The 19,000-nt window shown below is 49.7% G+C and carries 16 protein-coding genes; 11 read left to right on the top strand and 5 right to left on the bottom strand.

Translation table 11 applies throughout. The features are described 5' to 3' along the window. Positions 1–503: 503 nt before the first annotated feature. The 3 genes from VB780_RS25505 (at position 504) to VB780_RS25495 (ending at position 1,641) form a co-directional block, all read left to right on the top strand. Complete coding sequence (locus tag VB780_RS25505; RefSeq protein ID WP_323354005.1) at positions 504–650, top strand: hypothetical protein; 147 nt, start codon at positions 504–506, stop codon at positions 648–650. A 62-nt stretch (positions 651–712) separates the two neighbouring features. Next, a complete protein-coding gene (locus VB780_RS25500; protein WP_323354003.1) occupies positions 713–1,339 on the top strand; it encodes a hypothetical protein in 627 nt (208 codons plus the stop codon). 89 nt (positions 1,340–1,428) lie between these two features. Beyond that, positions 1,429–1,641, top strand: coding sequence for a hypothetical protein (locus VB780_RS25495; protein WP_323354002.1), 213 nt, complete (start codon positions 1,429–1,431; stop codon positions 1,639–1,641). Positions 1,642–2,787: 1,146 nt separating this feature from the next. On the opposite strand, the gene VB780_RS31495 is transcribed toward VB780_RS25495, so the two are convergent. Together VB780_RS31495 and VB780_RS25490 are read right to left on the bottom strand one after the other, a co-directional pair. Next, complete coding sequence (locus VB780_RS31495) at positions 2,788–3,012, bottom strand: helix-turn-helix domain-containing protein (RefSeq protein ID WP_416349263.1); 225 nt, start codon at positions 3,010–3,012, stop codon at positions 2,788–2,790. 435 nt (positions 3,013–3,447) lie between these two features. Continuing rightward, on the bottom strand, positions 3,448–4,125 hold the full coding sequence (locus tag VB780_RS25490; protein WP_323354001.1) for a hypothetical protein: 678 nt from the start codon (positions 4,123–4,125) through the stop codon (positions 3,448–3,450). Positions 4,126–4,175: 50 nt separating this feature from the next. Here VB780_RS25490 and VB780_RS25485 point away from each other — a divergent pair, with 50 nt between their 5' ends. The 4 genes from VB780_RS25485 to VB780_RS25470 all read left to right on the top strand — a co-directional run bounded on the left by VB780_RS25485 (position 4,176) and on the right by VB780_RS25470 (position 8,780). Beyond that, complete coding sequence (locus VB780_RS25485; RefSeq protein ID WP_323354000.1) at positions 4,176–4,547, top strand: hypothetical protein; 372 nt, start codon at positions 4,176–4,178, stop codon at positions 4,545–4,547. A 232-nt stretch (positions 4,548–4,779) separates the two neighbouring features. Then, positions 4,780–5,136, top strand: a complete 357-nt coding sequence (locus VB780_RS25480) for a LexA family protein (RefSeq protein WP_416349262.1) — start codon at positions 4,780–4,782, stop codon at positions 5,134–5,136. Then, positions 5,133–6,395: a Y-family DNA polymerase gene (locus tag VB780_RS25475; protein WP_323353998.1), complete on the top strand. Its 1,263-nt coding sequence runs from the start codon at positions 5,133–5,135 to the stop codon at positions 6,393–6,395. The genes VB780_RS25480 and VB780_RS25475 overlap by 4 nt, the downstream gene beginning before the upstream one ends. A gap of 963 nt (positions 6,396–7,358) precedes the next feature. Next, positions 7,359–8,780, top strand: a complete 1,422-nt coding sequence (locus VB780_RS25470; RefSeq protein ID WP_323353997.1) for a bifunctional diguanylate cyclase/phosphodiesterase — start codon at positions 7,359–7,361, stop codon at positions 8,778–8,780. A 6-nt stretch (positions 8,781–8,786) separates the two neighbouring features. Here VB780_RS25470 and VB780_RS25465 read toward each other — a convergent pair whose 3' ends face one another. Beyond that, on the bottom strand, positions 8,787–9,065 hold the full coding sequence (locus tag VB780_RS25465) for a hypothetical protein (protein WP_323353996.1): 279 nt from the start codon (positions 9,063–9,065) through the stop codon (positions 8,787–8,789). 531 nt (positions 9,066–9,596) lie between these two features. Between VB780_RS25465 and VB780_RS25460 the strand changes: the two genes are divergently transcribed. From VB780_RS25460 to VB780_RS25445, 4 genes are all read left to right on the top strand, one after another. Beyond that, on the top strand, positions 9,597–10,088 hold the full coding sequence (locus tag VB780_RS25460; protein WP_323353995.1) for a CAP domain-containing protein: 492 nt from the start codon (positions 9,597–9,599) through the stop codon (positions 10,086–10,088). Between the two features lie 416 nt (positions 10,089–10,504). Next, positions 10,505–11,518, top strand: a complete 1,014-nt coding sequence (gene tnpC, locus VB780_RS25455) for an IS66 family transposase (protein ID WP_323354006.1) — start codon at positions 10,505–10,507, stop codon at positions 11,516–11,518. A 93-nt stretch (positions 11,519–11,611) separates the two neighbouring features. Continuing rightward, entirely contained in the window at positions 11,612–12,301 is a 690-nt protein-coding gene (locus VB780_RS25450) for an IS1 family transposase (protein WP_323353994.1), read from the top strand. A 250-nt stretch (positions 12,302–12,551) separates the two neighbouring features. Then, a complete protein-coding gene (locus VB780_RS25445) occupies positions 12,552–14,306 on the top strand; it encodes a hypothetical protein (protein ID WP_323353993.1) in 1,755 nt (584 codons plus the stop codon). Between the two features lie 344 nt (positions 14,307–14,650). Here VB780_RS25445 and VB780_RS25440 read toward each other — a convergent pair whose 3' ends face one another. Further along, positions 14,651–16,324, bottom strand: a complete 1,674-nt coding sequence (locus VB780_RS25440) for a GAF domain-containing sensor histidine kinase (protein WP_323353992.1) — start codon at positions 16,322–16,324, stop codon at positions 14,651–14,653. A 68-nt stretch (positions 16,325–16,392) separates the two neighbouring features. Next, positions 16,393–18,501, bottom strand: a complete 2,109-nt coding sequence (locus VB780_RS25435) for an EAL domain-containing protein (protein WP_323353991.1) — start codon at positions 18,499–18,501, stop codon at positions 16,393–16,395. Between the last annotated feature and the right edge of the window lie 499 nt (positions 18,502–19,000).

Raw genomic sequence — 19,000 nt, 5'->3', positions numbered from 1 at the left:
ACAACCGCTATACCTCTATAAAGCATTCTTATATCTCTATTACTTATATCTTTATACCCTTTACGTGATCCCCATTATGCGATCGCGATCCTCTAAAAACCCTGAAACCCTTGCAAATAAAGGCTTTTGGCCGTTCTGCTTCTTGCTGCGATCGCCAGCGATCCCCGACTTACATAAAAATCTCTATCTTTTTGATTGCTATTATATTAATATTTCATATGTGCAACTGTGTGCAAGGCAGAGATATAAGAGATTTATATCAATCAGCTTGAACGGCTTTTCAATGCTTTCAGCCTCTCGAAAGCGCGATCGCTCCCTGTGTTGCTGGCTTTTATATTCTTATTTTGACAGTAATAATCGTGAGTGTTTCCCTGTGAAGCGCTAAAGTCCTTTGCTTACAGAGGTTTTGAACTGCAATAGTTTGAGTGTAAATATCCTTGACTACTATTGTGTATTTATTGCAGTCAAGGTATTATGGAGTAGTCAGAGTTCAATCCCTCCCCATGACCAGAACCACTGCCACCTCTAAGCCCGACGTTAAGCAGCACCTCGCTCTGGGGCTTGACCCCAAAGACTTGCAATACCTCAGCAGCTACCAGCAGCCTCTTCAACCCCCTGCTGAAACCGTCAACGGCTTCTCCATCGAATAGTTCTACACGCCTGCCCTCAGCGCCATGAGGGCTCCTCACCCCACACTCTGAGGCAATTCCCCATGAACACCCCCCAAGCACTCGTTACCCCCCTACTGGCCCCCTACGCCACCGCCGCTACCATTCTGGTCACCGCTACCCGTAACACATGGCAAGTACTGCGAAGCGATCGCGCCCTTGACGTCTACCGCACTCTCTCAATCCTGCTCCAGATCGCGGGTTGGCTGGCTTTCCTCGCCTGCCTCTATACCCTCCAAGCAGGCAAAGCCACTCGTCGCTTCTACGAGGCCGAATGGGCCGCCGAAGCCAACGCTCTGGCCCTACGCATTGACAATGCGATCGCCCCCCTCCATGGCGGCGCTGCCCTGCCCCAAGCCGATGCACTGCCCCAAGATTCCCTCAGCAACCCTGCGCCTGAGGTCGTTGTTGCTTCTCTCGACAATGCGTCGGCTAAGCCTCTCCACGGGAGAATCGCCATCCCTACCGCTGCTACCCTCCTCGACCTCCCCGCCACTATTCACCCCGACCAGGTGCAGGCCGTCATCAACAGCACCGGAACCTTGACCAACAAACTCCACGCCCTCGCTTCCCTCGCCAACCTCCAATGGCGGCACACCAAAGGCCACAAAGATATCCGAGCAGCTCTGGCCCCCTTCCTCCCCGCTGACCTTCTCGCACAACTCTCCTAGCCCCACTTCCCCCCGCCCCTGGGGCAACCCTCCCCTAGGGGCCTGAGCGATCGCGACCCCCTCGACCTATTTACCCATCCAAAAGCACCATGAACAACCAGACGTTTGAAGCGAACGACCACCATTACTTCGCACTGAAGCAGGCCAAGGACTTCTTCGGGCAGCGCTGGAAATCAAAACTGCAAACCTGTTGGGAAACTGGGAGGTATCCCAGCTCTCTGAGCCAGTACAAGGCTGAGCTTCAGCAGGTGCGCAACCAAGCAGGGGCCAACTGGCTGACCCGGTTCAGATTCGAGGGCTAGGCAGACGCCTCGCCAATGCTCTCCTCGTCTGGCGATCGCACCGCATGGAAAACAAGCAATGCGCTGCGTTGGCCCCTTGGGCCGGTCTTTGACCATCGCGCCGTTGATAACGGAAACACCGCTTCCGTTATCTCTCCAGGGTTAAGCTCACGTCTAATTGTCTCTATCTGGTGCCACAATAAATGGCCATTATGGGAACCACAGTCAGTGAATGGGCCAGCGCAATGCGTTCATGGCCATCTTCAAAGGCCTCATGAAATAAGGCTTTTGGAAACGTGTGGCCATTTATCGTGGCACGCAACAAATGCCAAAAAAACTCTAGCCTGAAACTGCTACAACTTTATATCTCTATTCTTTATACCCTTTTCACGGGTTGGGGCATAGCCAATCGGGTGCTTCTCGGGGAGCATGGGGAGCGGGCGATCGCAAGGGGGGCGATGGGGCACGGCTTTAAAAGAAGAGGGGGCGATCGCCCATTCAAACCTCCTCATATATTCTCTGGTGCGCGCGTTGGGGTAGCTGAGGGCGATCGCCTTCACGCTAGTACTGCCTGTTTCGACTTCCAGTTTTCATAAGCCGCCGCATCGCCGCCAAAGGAGTCTACAGACACTTGGCCCAATTGGTTTTGAGACCAAAGATTTTCTTCATCAGGAATAGGCGCATATTCACAGGAGCAGATGACAACCGAGTCAAAGGGTTCACACCCTGTATTCCCCACGTACTCATCTATGGCTACAACCCGCCACGGCCCAGGCCGTGATGAACTCGCTTGCAGATGACCATTTCCGCAATGCTCAGACAGGCGATCGCCCGGTTCAGGGCTGGGGCCATCTGAATAGTCAAGGTGCTGAGCCAGAATGTCGCTGAATGACCCACTGGGGAAATGAGGCTCTACCTTTGCCCGACTCAGCTCGGCACAAGACGCCCTAAAAATCACCATCCTACTCATCTGCTTTCCCTCCATAACAAGGAAACTGACAACTCCCTCTGAATGTGCATCTTACCGGAAGCACATCCCTAGCCTGTCGGTCTCGCCACACATCCTCAAGTTTCCATCCGTACTTCTTCGCGATCGCGTTGCAACATGACTCATCAGTGACCCAGTGGGTCGTTAAGTCTCCTAGTCGGCGCTGCTCATCTGGCTGCTCAGTCATCGTCCCCATTCTCCACCATCACCCAGAGATCCCCAGGGCCCCAGCCGAACGCCTTATATAGCCGCTCGCATAGGCTGCGATCCATCCGTTGCAAGGTGTTCTTATACAGCTGATTGATCGTGGTAGGACTAACCCCTGCCTTCCTGGCCACCTCAGCCTGGTTTAGCGGGGGGGCATGCTGGGCCATCAAAACCGCCAGATTACTCTTCACTCTCATCACTAGAACACAATGCAGCTAATCTAGCATAACTTGCCAGATACCTGATATTTTCTTATAGGTACCTGTCAATATTCCTGATGGATATCTATAATACTTAGCCATGCTCAAGGGAAAAGGCAACCCCGAGGCAAGTGGGGCAGGGCCGCCGAACCGGGCATGACATCCCCCCGTCTGAGAAACGCTGGCAGGGGCTACAAACCGATTCTGAAGGAAAGGAGGGGTCACTTGGCTGACCTAGTTTAGCGTCAAGAAGGCAGAAGACTCTCCACCGCTCTTCTCGACCGCCTTGCGCGCCGCATGAAACTACCTCAAGGCTATCCAAAACAATGCAATGCGATCGCGCCTCTGATATGCGACTGCTACAGTTTTGCATCCCTATTCTTTATACCCTTTTCACGGGTTTGGCCAAGGCCAGTCGGGGGCTTCTTCCCATCACTCCCCTTCCTCAGGCTCTCCAGGCAACTGCCATCTCACCGCCAAGGTCGCGCACCTGTTGCCGATTTGCTCAACCTCCATCCTGAGCAAATCGGGTTCTGCATAGGCCTCACTCAGGGCAGCTAGGTCTGCCTCTGCTCGCTCTAACCGCTGGGCTATCAGGGCATTGCGATCGCCCTCAGAGCGCTCCACACCAAAAACAGCATCAAAGCGGCGTTTTAGAGTTTCGGTCATTAGGGCATAGCACAGCGCGATCGCCTTCTGGTTGCCCTTAGATGCCTCCCAAAGCCAGTAGGCACTGACCACATCAAGGGGCCGTGCATTGAATCGGGCCTGGCCCCTAACTTGATCGGCTGGATCAACCTCAATAGTGTCCGGCGTATAACCCTCACCCCGTAAGGCTTTGATGGCCTTCGACTCTAAAAAGCGTCCGGCGTTCCGCTGTTGCTTGCCGACACACTCAGCCGCTTGGGTTTGGCTCATCCGGTAGCTGCCATCGGGCATCTGAAACCCCGCAATCGCAACCGGGCCAATCGCAGCAGCCTGGGGACTGTTGCTGGAGCACATCCCCCTGTGGGCCTCATCCGTCCGCCCTATGGTGCCGGTGCTGGCCGGTGAAGGAACAACCTCAGGGCTATCCAAAGCAAAGCACTGCGATCGCTCCTTATACTCCAAGGTCGATTGCGTGTTCTATGGTGAACAAACCAGCTTTGAGGACACTCGCTATGGCGACTAACGAAACCTGGATCATCTACAGAGCAGACGGGTTGAGTGCCCCTGGATGGGAGGAGCGCAAACTGCTGCCCGCTGGAGGGCTCACCTCCATCCTGGCGGAGGAGCATGATTACTCCGACTCAATGCCCGGCGTGGGTGAGCGGGTGCGAGAGTACGCCAACCTGGCAGACCCCGGCAACGGTGTCACCCACGGCAAGGATGGGGACTGGGTCGTGGCTGAGGTGCAGCAATTCAACAGCCCTGATACCGACGTGACGATTGTCGTTTGTGTGTGCAGCTACCAGCCCATTGAGGCCCAATGGCAGGAGCTGCGACGCGGTGCTCCTATTACAGCTGAGTCCCTCGCTGCGGTGACCACCTAGCGCGATCGCACCCTTATTCTCACATCCCCCTACAGAACCCCCATAGGCCAGCGGTGTCCATGGGGGTTCTTTGTCGATACCCCTGATTAGCCCTATGAACACCCGTGCAACGTCAGCCTCCACCGCCCGGAGGCTTTTTTATTCTCGACAGGCTTTTAAGTTCATCTGTACTATACTGCTCTAACGAGTTCCTCTCCGAGGTTCAAATCCTTAGCACACGCGGCTTTTACAGGTGCTCTACCGCTGTTGCGCTGAAGGACGTTTGCCATTGTTTATCGTCACTGTCCCCGCTGGGTTCCCCTCCCCGGCGGAAGACTATGCTGAGGGGCCACTTGATCTAAACCGATATCTCATCCACCATCCTGCCGCGACCTTCTTCGTGCGGGTCAAGGGCGACTCGATGATCGGGGCGGGTATCTTCTGTGGTGACCTGCTGATTGTGGATCGGGCGCTGATACCTAACCACGGCAATGTGGTTATTGCTGTGGTCAACGGCGACCTGACGGTGAAGCGTTTTCATCAATGCGATACTGACTTTTCCATCTGGGGCGTGGTTACTAGGGCTATTCACTTCCTGGGGGGCTCATGATCGCTTTGACAGACGCAAATAATTTCTATGTGTCCTGTGAGCGGGTGTTCAATCCCAGGCTGGAGGGCAAGCCGGTGGTGGTGCTCTCGAACAACGATGCCTGTGTCGTGGCCCGCTCCAATGAGGTCAAAGCCCTGGGGGTGAAGATGGGCACACCACTGTTTGAGATGCGTTGGTCAGCGACCGGCCCAGAAGGGCCATCGCTCGTCCATGAGCACCAGACTCAGGTGTTTTCGAGCAACTATGCGCTCTATGGCGACCTGTCGCGGCGGGTGATGGAGGTGCTGGGGCAGTTTACCCCTGAGGTTGAGGTGTACTCCATTGATGAGGCATTCCTGGGTCTTGCGGGACTGTCCTGTGAGATGGTGGCTCACCACATGCGGCTGATGGTGAAGCAGTGGACGGGCATTCCGGTATCGGTCGGGGTGGCCACGACCAAAACCCTGGCCAAGATCGCCAACCACCAGGCTAAGCAGCAGGGGGGTGTCTGTGTTCTGCAAGAGCCTGAGCCAGTGCTGGCTCAGCTGCCGGTGTCAGAAGTGTGGGGCATCGGGCGGCGGTTGACTCAACGTCTAGAGGCTCAAGGCATCACCACGGCCCTGCACTTGCAACAGGCTGACCTGGCCCTGATCCGGCAGCTGCTGGGCATCGTTGGGGTCAGGACTGTTCTAGAGCTGCGTGGTGTGGCCTGTCTGCCTCTGGAGCGATGCCCTCAACCGCGAAAGAGCTGTGGTGTCTCTCGTGGCTTTGGGCGGCCTGTGGCGTCTCTGGCGGAGCTGAAGCAGGCGATCGCCTCCTACGGGGCCACAGCTGCGGCTAAGCTCAGGCGCGATCACCGGGTGGCACAATCCTTGCAGGTGTTCATCACGACTAACCGCTTTCACCCCCAGAAACCGCAATATGCCAATTCAGAGACGATCGGGTTGCCCTACCCTACTCATGACACTCTGACGATAGTTCGGGCGGCGCTGGGGGCCACTGAGCGGTTATATCGGCCTGGGTATACCTATCACAAGGCGGGGGTGATGCTGTTGGATCTGAGCGACGGGGCGATCTGCCAGGGCGGATTGTTTAGGGATGAGACGAGGAGAGAAAGGGTGGGGCGGCTGATGGTGGCTGTGGACTCGCTCAATCGGCGGTTTGGGGACGGAACGGTGCGTTGGGCGGCGGCAGGATTACGGCAAGAATGGAAGATGCGATCCGAGTGGCGTTCATCCCGGTTTACGACTCGGTGGGATGAACTAGTGGTGGTGAGGTAGTTGGCGGGGATTGAGGGCGATCGGCAACCCTCATCCTGGGCACACTAAACCCTCAGCGGACGAGAGCGGATCGCGACCCGTAGCCGATCTGCACCCTGAATTTTCAACCTCCAAAACTATCGCTGGTCTTGGAGGTTTTGTTTTGAGAAGATAATTCACCAATCAAAACTATTAAGTGCAGATATTGAATTCGTGAATTTGTCTGACAAGTGTGACCTGATTAGATATTGGGGGAATAATTAAATCAACTCATCTAATTATTCCTTTAATAATTCTTTCAAGAGTAGTATTGCTAGCATAAATAAACGCCTTAATTCTTAAATCTGGTTGCGCATAAATACCGATTGTTTTGACCAGCATTGATGTCAAGAATAAGTTGTGACTACATCAATCAGTCCAGATCACCATCGTTGTAAGCGTCCCTGACTCTACGCTGGCTGAGCGAAGTCATTTGTCCTCTGGACAGGCGTTGCCAACGCGTTCGCGAAGCGAGTGCTTTGCACTCAGCGTCTCCCAAAGGGAGAAAGCCAAAACCCACCCAAGATGTCCCCTAGCCCCTCTGGGGCGGCAATGCCTACGACTCCGTTGCTCCTTTGGAGCCGCTGACGCGAACAGGGGACGGTTACCCATCATTTTATCGTCACTCAGTTTTGGTTTATGAAAATAACTCATCGCTCTTTAGTTTTATATTCTGTCTTAGCGAGCTTCAAGGCGCTTCGCAAAAGCTATACCGCTAAAATCATGGCCGTGGCTTTTTTAGGCATTCACGTGCCGCTGCTAACCCTATTAGCTAGCTTCGTGATATCTAATACTTATTCATGGGAAATAGCGATCCGGGTATTGGTGGTAGCTTTGCTGGCAACGTTGACGGGTACAGCCGTCACTTTATACGCTCTACACCAGTTGCTGGTGCCCGTGAGATTGACCTCCACTGCATTACAAACCTATTTAAAGAATCAAAGCTTGCCCAGTCTGCCCACCAGATTCACCGACGAAGTCGGCACCCTGATGGCGGACACTTCCCAGACGCTGCATCAGCTTGATGAGTTGATGTACTGCAATAGTCACTACGACCATCTGACTGGTTTACCCAATCAAACTCTGTTGGTCAATCGCCTGCGGGAAACCTTGTCTCTCCAAGCAGACCAGCAGCGATCGATGGCGGTTTTACTGCTCAGTATCGATGACTTTACCGATATCAGCCACGGGCTAGAACCGGAGACTCTGCGGCTACTGCTCCGGGGGATTTCTCAGCGATTGAGCAAAGATGTCGTTCAAGACGGTTTCCTCGCCTATATGGGCAAGGATGAATTTGCGATCGCCCGCTTTGATGTAACCTCGCCTGAGAGCGTGGTTCAGCTCATACAAAGCCTGCGGACGGTTTTGGCGATGCCATTCTCCCTTGAGGGGCAGACTATTCACGTTACCCCCAGCATTGGGGTGATCCTTCAAACCTGCCAGGAGGCTCAGGATATCGATCAGCTGCTGCAACAGGCGCACATGGCTATGCACCAGGCTAAGCAGCGAGGGCGTGGTCAGTATCAGTTCTACTCCCCAGAGACCACTGCTCAGCTGCAAAATCGTCTGGTACTGGAAAACGACTTGCACAAGGCCCTAGAACGTGATGAGCTGCGGGTTTATTACCAACCCTTGATTGACTTGCAAACTGGACAGGTCATTGCCGTGGAAGCCCTGCTGCGGTGGCAGCATCCTAGTCGAGGGCTGGTTTCTCCGGCTGAGTTTATTCCCATTGCCGAGGCCAACGGGCTGATCGTACCGATTGGGGAATGGGTGCTACGCACCGCCTGCGCCCAGAGCCGAGACTGGCAGTTGGCTGGGTCACCGCCCCTGCGCATGTCTGTGAATCTGTCAGCCTGCCAATTTAGTCAACCGAATTTAGTCGAAACTGTCGCTCAGATCATGGCCGACACTGAGATGGATCCGACCTATCTCGAGCTAGAAGTTACCGAAAGCTTTTTGATGGAGGATATGCAGCGGTCGGTACAGACGCTGCAGAAGCTTCGTAGCCTGGGACTAGCGATCGCCCTGGATGATTTTGGCACTGGCTATTCTTCCCTGAACTACCTGAGCCGCTTTCCGGTGACCATGCTAAAAATCGATCGCTCGTTTGTAAATGACATGCGGGTCAATCCAGAAAGTGCCGCCATCACAGATGCCATTATCGCCCTAGCCAAGAGCCTGCACCTGAGCATTACCGCAGAGGGGATTGAAGATCAGGAGCAACTCGCCTATCTCAAAGAGCGTGGCTGTGAAGAAGGGCAAGGTTTTTACTTCAGTCGTCCCTTGCCAGCAGCGGCGCTGGAAGCCTGGCTTCAAACCAAGACCCTGGCTCAGCAGCTACCTTCCCTAGCAATGACAAGGTAATACTTTTTACCGGGACTTCAGCACCCCTCTGAAATTAGAGGCCACAATGCGGGGCTGTCCATCGCTCATCTGCACTGTGAACGTGCGCGCTTCTCGCTGGGTCGAGCCATCGGGATAAACGTAGGTGTTCTCGCCCACAAGCTCGACGGCATCGGTGGTTTGTCCGGTCACCCGCAGGTTCTCGACCGAGACGTGATCGAATTGAGCAAAAAAGTTAGAGTCAAACTGCTGGGCCAAGGGGCCGCTAAACTGCGATCGCGCCGCATCCCAAGCCTGATTAGACACCTAATAACTTAAATGAAAAAGCTATTCTTGAATGCTATCAAACTTTCTCCCTTGTATTTGATATTGTTAAGTGGATCTACAGTTGGCGCTCAAACTCTACCGCCCTATGCAGGCACAACCTGTTCTGCCTTTGCAACTCATCCTGAAGCCCAGTGGCACTATGCGATGGGTACTGCACCTGCTTCTGTAGACGATGATAGAGATAGCCTTGCCTGTGAACATCTGACCAGCACAATTAGACAGGCTGGCAGTCGAATCTTTAACAACCAAGCTAATCGGGGCAACGTAAGATACACGTTAGAAGTTTGGCGAGTCAGTGCCACTGATGTCTATTTACGCATCAAGTCAAGCCAGGGAATGGATTTCACAACTCGTAGTTTTCCATCTGACCCAGCGGCAAGAGAGCACATGAATACGTACTACCGAAATCTGCTTCGTTAATACTTTCTTCGTGAAATGTAGATGTCAAAGTACCGCCGTTCTAGCCGATTAATAAGTCGTCGCTATCCTGCGGGTCAGCATCACTGGGCAGTGGTTCTCTCTGCCCTGGTGTTTGGCAGTTATGCCTTGGTGCAGCTCAACCAATTATTCTTCCAAAGCAATGGTGCTGGTGGCCCCGGCTGGGCGATCGGTCAACCTCAGACTCAACGGAACTTTCGCCTAGGGAATCAGGAGTTGCCGGAACTCAGAGTGCTGGCGCTAGAGTTGGTGAACCGCGATCGCCAGGTGAATGGCCTACCGCCCCTGGTCGAAGACCCGCTACTCTCCCAGGTAGCCCAGGAACACGCAGAGGACATGCTGAAGCGTCAGTTCTACGACCACGTTAACCCCGAGGGTCTTGACCCCTCAGACCGCTTTATGGCTGCGGGTAGCAACGTTGGGGCTGGGGAAAACATCATGCAGAAAAAGGAGGGAATGCCGGTGGCCCTCTCCTTTGGCCTGGTCGAGGAATATCAGAAGGGGTGGATGTACAGCCCTGGCCATCAAGAGAACCTGCTAACACAGCACTACAGGCGTTGGTAAATCGTAATTGCTCAACTGGGTTGACGGATACCGGCGGATGAGCGAGGGTGGTAGACTTTTGGCATGAAAGACCTGCCGCCGTTAGAAGGCCTCAGTTCTGAGGAGAAAGATACTCTAATCCGAGAGCTGTGGGCAGTGGTGCAAGCCTTACAGGCCAAGGTCGAGAAGCTTGAAGGCAAACCCATCAAGAAAACGTCGCTCAATTCGAGTTTGCCACCGGCGAAAGGATTTAAGCCCAATTCAGAGGGACCCAAGCCCAGCCCAAGCCAACGAACGGCAAGCTTGGGTCGAGCGGGTGGGGGACGAGACCTGAGTGCATCGCCCGACCAAGTGGTGGTAGCGCAAGTGAGCCGTTGCCCTCACTGTGGCACGGAGGTAGAGCGGGCCAGACAACAACTTAAGCCGTCTATGAGCGGATTGAACTGCCCCAGGTTCGCCCTCAAGTGACCCGAGTAGAACGGTATGGGGGAGACTGTCCGTGCTGTCAGCAAAGCTATGAAGCCCCCGTCCCGGTCGGGTTAGAGCCCGGTTCGCCCTTTGGACAGAGTATTGCAAGCGTGGTGACGTATCTGAGGTACCACCATGCGGTGAGCTATCAGCGGCTCAGCCAACTGATGGGGGATCTGTACGGGGTCACGATCTCCGAAGGGGCGATTGCAAATCTGCTCCAGCGGGTTCAAACCCAGCTTGCCGCGCCAGTGGGACGGATTGTCGAGCACCTGCGGAGTGCGCGTCTGGTGTGCAGCGATGAAACCAGTGCCCGGCTCAACGGCCAGAACCAGTGGGAGTGGGTGTTCCAGAATGACCAGGTGTGCTTGCATGTGATTCGTCCCAGTCGAGGCAAAGTCGTCATTGATGAGACGATGGCAGGCCATCGCCCTGAGGTCTGGGTCTCCGATTTGTTCAGTGCTCAAAAGGCCCATCCCGCCGAGCGTTGGCAAGTCTGTCTGGCCCATCAGCTGCGGGATTGTCAGTATGCCATTGAGGCAGGCGATGACCTTTTTGCCCCCCGGATGAAGCGGCTGTTATTGCGCGCTATTGCGGTGAACCGACGACGACATCAGTTGGCTGAATCAACGCTTGGGCAATACCACTCTCGATTCCGAGGCACCTTGCGGGAGATCTTGAATTTGAAGCCCAAGTCGCCTGAGGGGCAGCGATTGCTCAAGCGCTACCAAAAGATCCCAGAGCATCTGCTGCTGTTCCTCAACGATGAGACGGTGCCGCCGACCAACAACTCCAGTGAACAAGCACTGCGGTGGAGTGTGGTCTTTCGCAAGGTCACCCATGGCTTTCGCTCCGACTGGGGTGCGGAGTTGTTTGCCCAGGTACGCTCGCTGGTGAACACCGCTCGTCGTCAGGGCATGTCTGCCTTCGACGCCATTTCTCACGCCCTTACCTCACACCAGTCTGATTGGCTACTGAGTTGAGCAATTACGGTAAATCGAAAGATGAATTGAAGTGATGCCCCTGGTTAAAATCAGGCCACCGTCCAGAACAGATAACCAGGGGAACGTCAGTCTATGCAATGTCCGGAATGTGGGAGTCAGCATATTCGCAAGAATGGTCACCGTGGCGACCAGCAAAATTACATCTGGGTTAAGTGCTACCGTCAATGCATCAAACACTACGACCCTGATGGCTACAGCGACGATGTGAAACGGTTATGCATCCGGATGTACGTCAATGGCATGGGCTTTCGAAGCATGAGCCGAGTCACAGGAATTGTCCATACCAGTTTGCTGAATTGGGTGAAGCAAGTCGGGGAACATTTACCTGAAGCCTATGGCCCTGAGGAGATTCCGCAAGTCGGAGAACTCGATGAGCTAGAAACCTTTGTCGGACAGCGAAAGAACAAAGTCTGGATTTGGACTGCGGTTGACCATTTTCGAGCGGGTATTTTGGGATGGGTCATCGGCGACCATAGTGCCCAGACCTTCCAGTTGCTCTGGCAGACCATTGAGTTCTGGCAGTGCTATTTCTGGGTTAGTGATGGCTATCCAGTTTATCCTCAGTTTATCCCAGAAGGCGATCAGATTGTGAGCAAGACTTACATGACCCGGGTCAAAGGAGAAAACACTCGGCTTCGTCACTACTTGGCTCGGTTGCACCGTAAAACGTTGTGCTATTCCAAGTCCCTCGAGATGCTCAAGCATTCTGTACGACTTTTGATTCATTATCTCAAGTTTGGGGATGTCCCTGTTCCAGCCTGATTCATCTTTTCATTTACCAACGCCGTTGTTACTGTGTCAGTTAGTTCCGCAATATGTTGTAATTCGGTGTAGGCCAGTTGCCAAATTTGACCATCCCAACTTGCCCTTTATTTCCATCCTGCGGTATAGTCCAACTGGTTACAGATGGTGAGTTTCATTTTCATGGAAACCTCGGGGAGAGAACTTAACGTTTATCACGCCGCACTGCCACAATCCTTTGTTAATGCAATAACGCCATAGGGAACTAATGATGAATCCAAGAATAAATAGAGATCAGAGCAACCTCGGGACGGCGGTTCAATCTATTCCTCTCAAGGCTTCTTGGTTTCAACAGCTTGATCTGGCTGCAATTGCACAGCAATATTCAACACCTCTTTACATCACGAATCGAACTCTCATCCTGAGTAATCTCCAGGCATTTAAAGACATTCTGGGAGAGAACAAATATATATATTTCCCAGTTAAGGTTAACCCATGCCTTACAACCTTCAAAATACTTGCTCAGCAAGGATGTGGTGCTGACTGTGCATCATCTCGTGAGGTTCAGTTAGCTCGCTTAGCTGGAATACCAACCTCTCAATTGAGTTACTATTCCCCAGCGCCCGATCTAAACCTTGCTGTCACTCTACTTCAGGACGGTGGCAGTGTCATCATTGATTCGATATCAAAGTTGGCACTACTCGAAGAAAAATTAGGCAATGTCCCTTTTTCTGGCAAGCTATTTTTGCGAGTTAACCCTCCACTCTATAAAAGTTATGGTGCAGAAGCAGATTACCAAAAATATACCTCACATGGAAGTCTAACAAGTCAATTTGGCATCCCCACCGAGGAAGTTCTATCATTTCTTAACTCTACAAAGTTGCCATTCTCTGGACTGCATGTTCATGTGGGAACTCAAATGGACAATGTTGAAGTATTTCAAGAATGCGTAGATATTTTACATGAATTATGCGATGTGATCCACGCTTTCACTAATCACATTATCTCAGATCTCAACCTGGGAGGGGGCCTAGGTCTCGCAAATCAGGAGGAAGATCATTTCCCTTCAATTTCTGACTTAGGTGATGCCTTAAAAAGTAGATTTCGGCCTGAATTCACCTACAAAATGGAACCAGGCAATGCCTTATTTGGTAATGCTACTGTACTCTTGACAAGAGTTTTAACCCGTAAATCGACCCGAGGCAAGGGCTGGGCAATTGTAGATGTTGGCTCTGATCAACTCTTAAAAGTCACTCTGGCTGGATTTGCCCAAGATATCTATCGTGCTGATGGAACACTGCTCCCCAAATCAGGGACGGATAGTATTGCTGGACCTCTTTGCTTTGCTGGAGATGTGCTACTTCCTGAAACAGATCTTACAGGAGTAAAAGAAGGCGATTTGCTATTGTTATCCAACGCTGGTGCTTATTGCCGTTCAATTGGAAATCACTTCAATGGATATTCAGAACCGGGTACTCTGATGGTAGATGAGAGCCATGAAATAGGCTTGGTCCATGCCCATGAAGATCCCTATTGGGAACCCATCATTCAAAGTTTTCAGCCTCAATATATACCTCAATCTCTAGAAGAGTCGGATCCTCTACCTCAAACATTCAGTGAACAACAAGTTGAGAATATCCGAAGTGTTTACCTGAATAAACAATGTGGCAATGATATCTATTCATTTCATGACTTTACAAGGGTTGCCAATGGCCATTATGAGATGAAGGTTGAGGTTGATTCAGCAGTTGCTTTTATCTCTCTCCCCACAGTTACAAGAATTGTTTCTGATGCTGCTGTCGCAGTCACTATCGATAGCCTGGGGCTAAAGGAGAAAAATATTTCCGTCTGGGGAAATCGTTGCACCATTTCCCTAAACGGTATTTTGCGTTCGAAACGGCGACATCTTCTCAGCCTCTATCTCACACCGATGATAAGTTCACCATCTTCCAAAAACCATGAGCTTATCGCTTACTGGCAACTAGGAGAGGGCGTTGGCCACGGGAATTTTTTAGTAGTTTTTTAGATCTACATTAACTGAAAGAGTATCTTCCCAATCCATAGGTCTGGGAAGATACTCTGTACGACAAATTTGTGAGTCATGGAAGCGTGCTAGATAGACCTTCCCAAGCGGGTATCTAACAGTAAATTTTTGGCACATATTGTGCAGGTCATCAAAATGACAACAATTACCACAGGTATTATTTTTATTATTCATCTCTACCCCGAGAATTGATCTTTAGTTATTTAGCAGGTAATACCAATCCAATGTGAAGACGAGCAGTAACGCTCAGGCTAGAGCCCTTTCATTGTCAGGGTTTTCAGGCGCTGGGTTATGCTCATCCTCATATAGAATTGGTATAACCCTACCTATAAATGTGATAGGTTCAGATGTATACTCAGAAATTCTTCAATTTCGTCAACTTTAAACTTCGTCGCCCAGTCAATGATTTTTTGTAGAAATTGAGCATTTTCTGGCTGAGTTTGGGAAATCAGCTCAACATATTGGATCAGCTTTTTTAATCGTCCTGACTGAACCAACTCCCAACAATGCTTCAAAGTATCAATGGGTGGTATATTCATTTTCTCTGAATATGCATTAGAGTCAGAAGCACTAACACATACGTTTTGTGCTGTGACGTCAACTAAGCAAGCCTCTCCTGCCAGAGTACTAAGCAATTGCGTCTGATTTTCTATGATGGTCAAATCGAGTGTAAACGAAAAGATACTGCCCGCTCCCACACGGCTTTCAACCTGAATAGAGCTGCCCATCGCAGACAATATTCGCTGACTAATATTGAGTCCTAATCCTGTTCCCTCTGCTTTTCGCCCTAAATCGCCAACTTGTTCGAACGCATGGAAAATTCGTTCCGTGTCCTGGGAGGATATTCCAACCCCAGTATCGACAACAGCAAATTGGATTCTGGCAACGGGACTGCGCAAATGTCTTGTCTCTAAGTTCTTTTCTACCATCACCGACAAGGTCACTTGGCCAGCATCTGTAAACTTAATAGCATTGCTCAAAAGATTTAGTAGAACCTGACGAAGGCGTTTGGCATCTACAGAGACTTTTATCGGTAATTCTGGAGAAAACTCTCTCCTTAAAAATATTTTTTTTTGACTTGACTGTATTTGACACATATCAGCAATTTCATTCAGAAATAAAGATAAATTTACTGATACAGGTAAAATAGTTAAGTGACCGGTCTCAGTTTTTGAAAAGTCTAGGATGTCGTTAATCAGAGTAAGCAGATGATTCGCACACTGATGAATGACCTCAATGCCTCGAGCTTCGTTTGATTCGGGAACAGAAGTTCGCTGGAGGATCTGGGTATAACCTAGTATTCCGTTGAGAGGTGTTCGTAGCTCATGGCTCATATTTGCAAGAAACATACTCTTTGCACGATTCGCTTGATTAGCCTCATCTTGAGCTTTTAGTAGTTCCTTCGTTTGCCTTATAAGGACTTCATTAGCTTCTTTAAGATTTTCCTCGGCATTATTACGAGAAATTGCCCCTCCAAAACTATGAGCGATCGCCTCTAAAACAGCCACCTCACTTCGGGTCCAATAATGACCATTCTGGCAGTCATCATACCCCATAAAACCCCAACATTCTTCCTGGATCATGATAGGTACAACCACAAGCGAAAGAATGTTTTGCGGTTTGAGGATTGCTTGTTCCCCTTCAGGAAATGTACAAACCATTCCAGAAATAGATTGTCCTACTGATAATATTTCATACCAACGAGGACAAATATCTAAAAAGGGAAGATTCTGCAATTCAGGATTATCAATTTGCGGGATGATTCCATACTTAACCCATTCCCATTTCTGACTCATAAGTGGGACTTTGGTCGTAGGATGGGAATGTAATCTAAATACATAAACGCGGTCAACCTGGGTTGCATGACCTAAAATTGCAAGGGATGACAGAATCGATTCTTCATAATTTTTGATTGTCAAAAGTGAACGTGTGGCTTCCGAAACTCCCACTAATAAACGTTCGGAAAATGCAAGTTCAGCTTCAATTACGTTGCGAGTCATGATTATTCCCAAGCTTAGCCACTTATATCAGTAATTTCTCCCTAACAAGCCTCCTACCGCCAGATAGATTATGCACACATCAACTGGTTAGCTTGATCTTTCAGGCATTCATCAATTTCAAGCTTGGTCAAAGGCTTAGAAAATAAGTACCCTTGCGCTTTATTACAATTTAGCGTTTTGAGGTGCTTCAGCTGTTCTAGAGTCTCTACCCCTTCGGCAACAACACTCATATTGAGAATATAAGCCAAACCAATGATAGTTTTGACGATTTCTTGACTTTGGATATCGTTTTCAATACGACTAATAAAAGAACGATCGATTTTGAGTTCATTCAAAGGAAAACAGTGAAGATAACTCAATGAGGAATATCCTGTCCCAAAATCATCTAGACTAAGCTTGATTCCCCGTTCTAAAAGACTATTGAAAAGGGTTAATAGAGGCTCATGGTTATCCATGAGGAGACTTTCGGTAATTTCCAGTATCAATTGATGTCCAGGAATTTCATTGACATTCAAGATTTCATCCAGAGTGTCGATAAAACCAGGGCTTTGGAGTTGCCTGCCAGAGAGGTTGACACTCATGGTATAAGTAGACACTTCTGGAAAACGAGTTTTCCACTGTTTTAATTGAGAGCAGGCTTGCCAAAGAACCTGCTCTCCTAAACTAACGATTAGGCTACTTTCTTCAGCGATAGGAATGAAGACTTCTGGAGCAATATATCCTTTCTGGGGGTGCTTCCATCGAGCTAGAGCTTCGAATCCGATCATGCGCTGAGTTTGTAGATTCACAATGGGCTGATATTGGAGTGTAATTTCCTGGCGATTCAGTGCTATCCTTAAATCGCGCTCAAGTTCGAGATGACGGACGGTTTCAACATGCATGGAATGTTTAAAGAGCTGAGAACAAGACTTCCCCATTTTTTTTGCCTTATACATTGCAATATCAGCATCTCGTAGAAGTTCTTCGGCATTGGAGTAGTTTGAGCCAGCGATTACAATTCCTATACTTGCGGATGTAAAGAGGATTTGATCTTCAATCTCAAATGCTTCGTTCAATTGGGAGTGAATGCGTTCTAAAATAGTAATGGTATCTTCCGGATTTGAAAGATTCTTCAGAAGAACAGTGAATTCATCCCCACCAAGTCGAGCTATGAGATCAAAAGGGCGCAGGGACTGTTGTAAGCGCTTAGCAACCTGTTGCAATAGTTGATCGCCAATATAGTGGCCAAGGCTATCATTAATACTCTTAAAACGGTTTAAATCGATAAATAAAACCGCAAAATTCTCGCCAGGACATTTTTTGATAGAATTTAGAAGTTGATTAACTTGGAAAATGAAATTATTGCGATTGGCTAATCCAGTCAAGTTGTCATGGTTGGCTTCATGAATCAACTGATTTTCAACACATTTTTGATCGCTTATATCAATTATAATCCCATCGACTCGATCCGCTTGCCTCTCATGGTAGCTACCATCTATTTGGGCTCGGATTTTAAGCCATCGTATATTTCCAGTTGTGTTAAAAATTCTATATTCAAGACTGATAGAGGATTGTGTCTTAAGAAGCTGAAACGCTTGCTTCAGAAGGGCTTTATCCTCGGGATGCACCATATCAAACCAGAGGTGGGGCGCAGCAATTAGCTCGTTGGCGGAATAACCAAAAATTTTTTTTACTGCGGGATTGAGAAATATAAATTGGGATAAATCAAGTGTTGCAGACCATACGACTTCTTCCAAGGAGTTAAGAATTCTTTCTATCCGCGCTTCACTCTCACGGAGATGCATCTCCGTTTGTTTTAAACGGAGATGTGTTTTAACTCTGGCAAGTAATTCTTGTTCTTGAAAGGGTTTTGTAATGTAGTCCACTGCTCCTAGCTCAAAACCCTTGACCTTATTGCTAGTATCTGCCAATGCCGTCATAAAGATGATTGGAATTGAAGCCCATTCAGAGTTCTTTTTAATCAGTTGGCAGGTTTCATAGCCATCAATCCCAGCCATCATGATATCAAGAAGGATGAGGTCAGGGGGACTGTGTTGTATTTGCCGAATTGCTCGTTCTCCAGATAAGGCGATCGCAACCTCGTACCCGGCATCATTCAATATTTTGGACATCACCTCTAGGTTGGTGAGGTTATCATCGACAATTAAGATTAGCTGAGGACTAGTCGGTTGCATCATAATTGCCTCTTATCATCTGCAATTACCAGTTGTAAGTGGCTGAATGTTGTCAATACGTTCTGGGTATCAGTTATGTGGATGACGGTGATTGAGTGTCACTCCTATGCAGCTGTCGATAGCCAAATGACATCGTGCCAGGTTTGGAATCGCTGACGCATCGTGGCTCGGTATTTGGTTGACGAAATAGACTCTTCAGAAGGTACGAATTATTTGTGCATAAGTCACAAATAAGTCCGTGAATCCCCCAAAAAAGCTAGAGACTAGACTCGAAGAGGGATTTGGACACTAGCTTTTAACAAGCTAGCTTTTGGATTCGAAAATCCCCTTCAGTAGGATTACGGAATTAAATCAGTAAGAGGGTGTTTGAAAAGCTAGGGCTTGAGTAAAAAAGCTCACTCCGTATAAGTTGCAGATGAATGTCAGCAATGCCGGAGTGAGACGATGAGTAAAGACTACCCCAGCAACCTAACCCGAGACCAGTACGAGCTTCTGAGTGATT

Origin of the sequence: Leptolyngbya sp. CCNP1308 (assembly GCF_034932455.1) — a bacterium.
GTDB lineage: Bacteria > Cyanobacteriota > Cyanobacteriia > Phormidesmidales > Phormidesmidaceae > Nodosilinea.
Note: the sequence above shows the minus strand (reverse complement) of the source record. Positions and strands in the feature narration are given on the sequence as shown.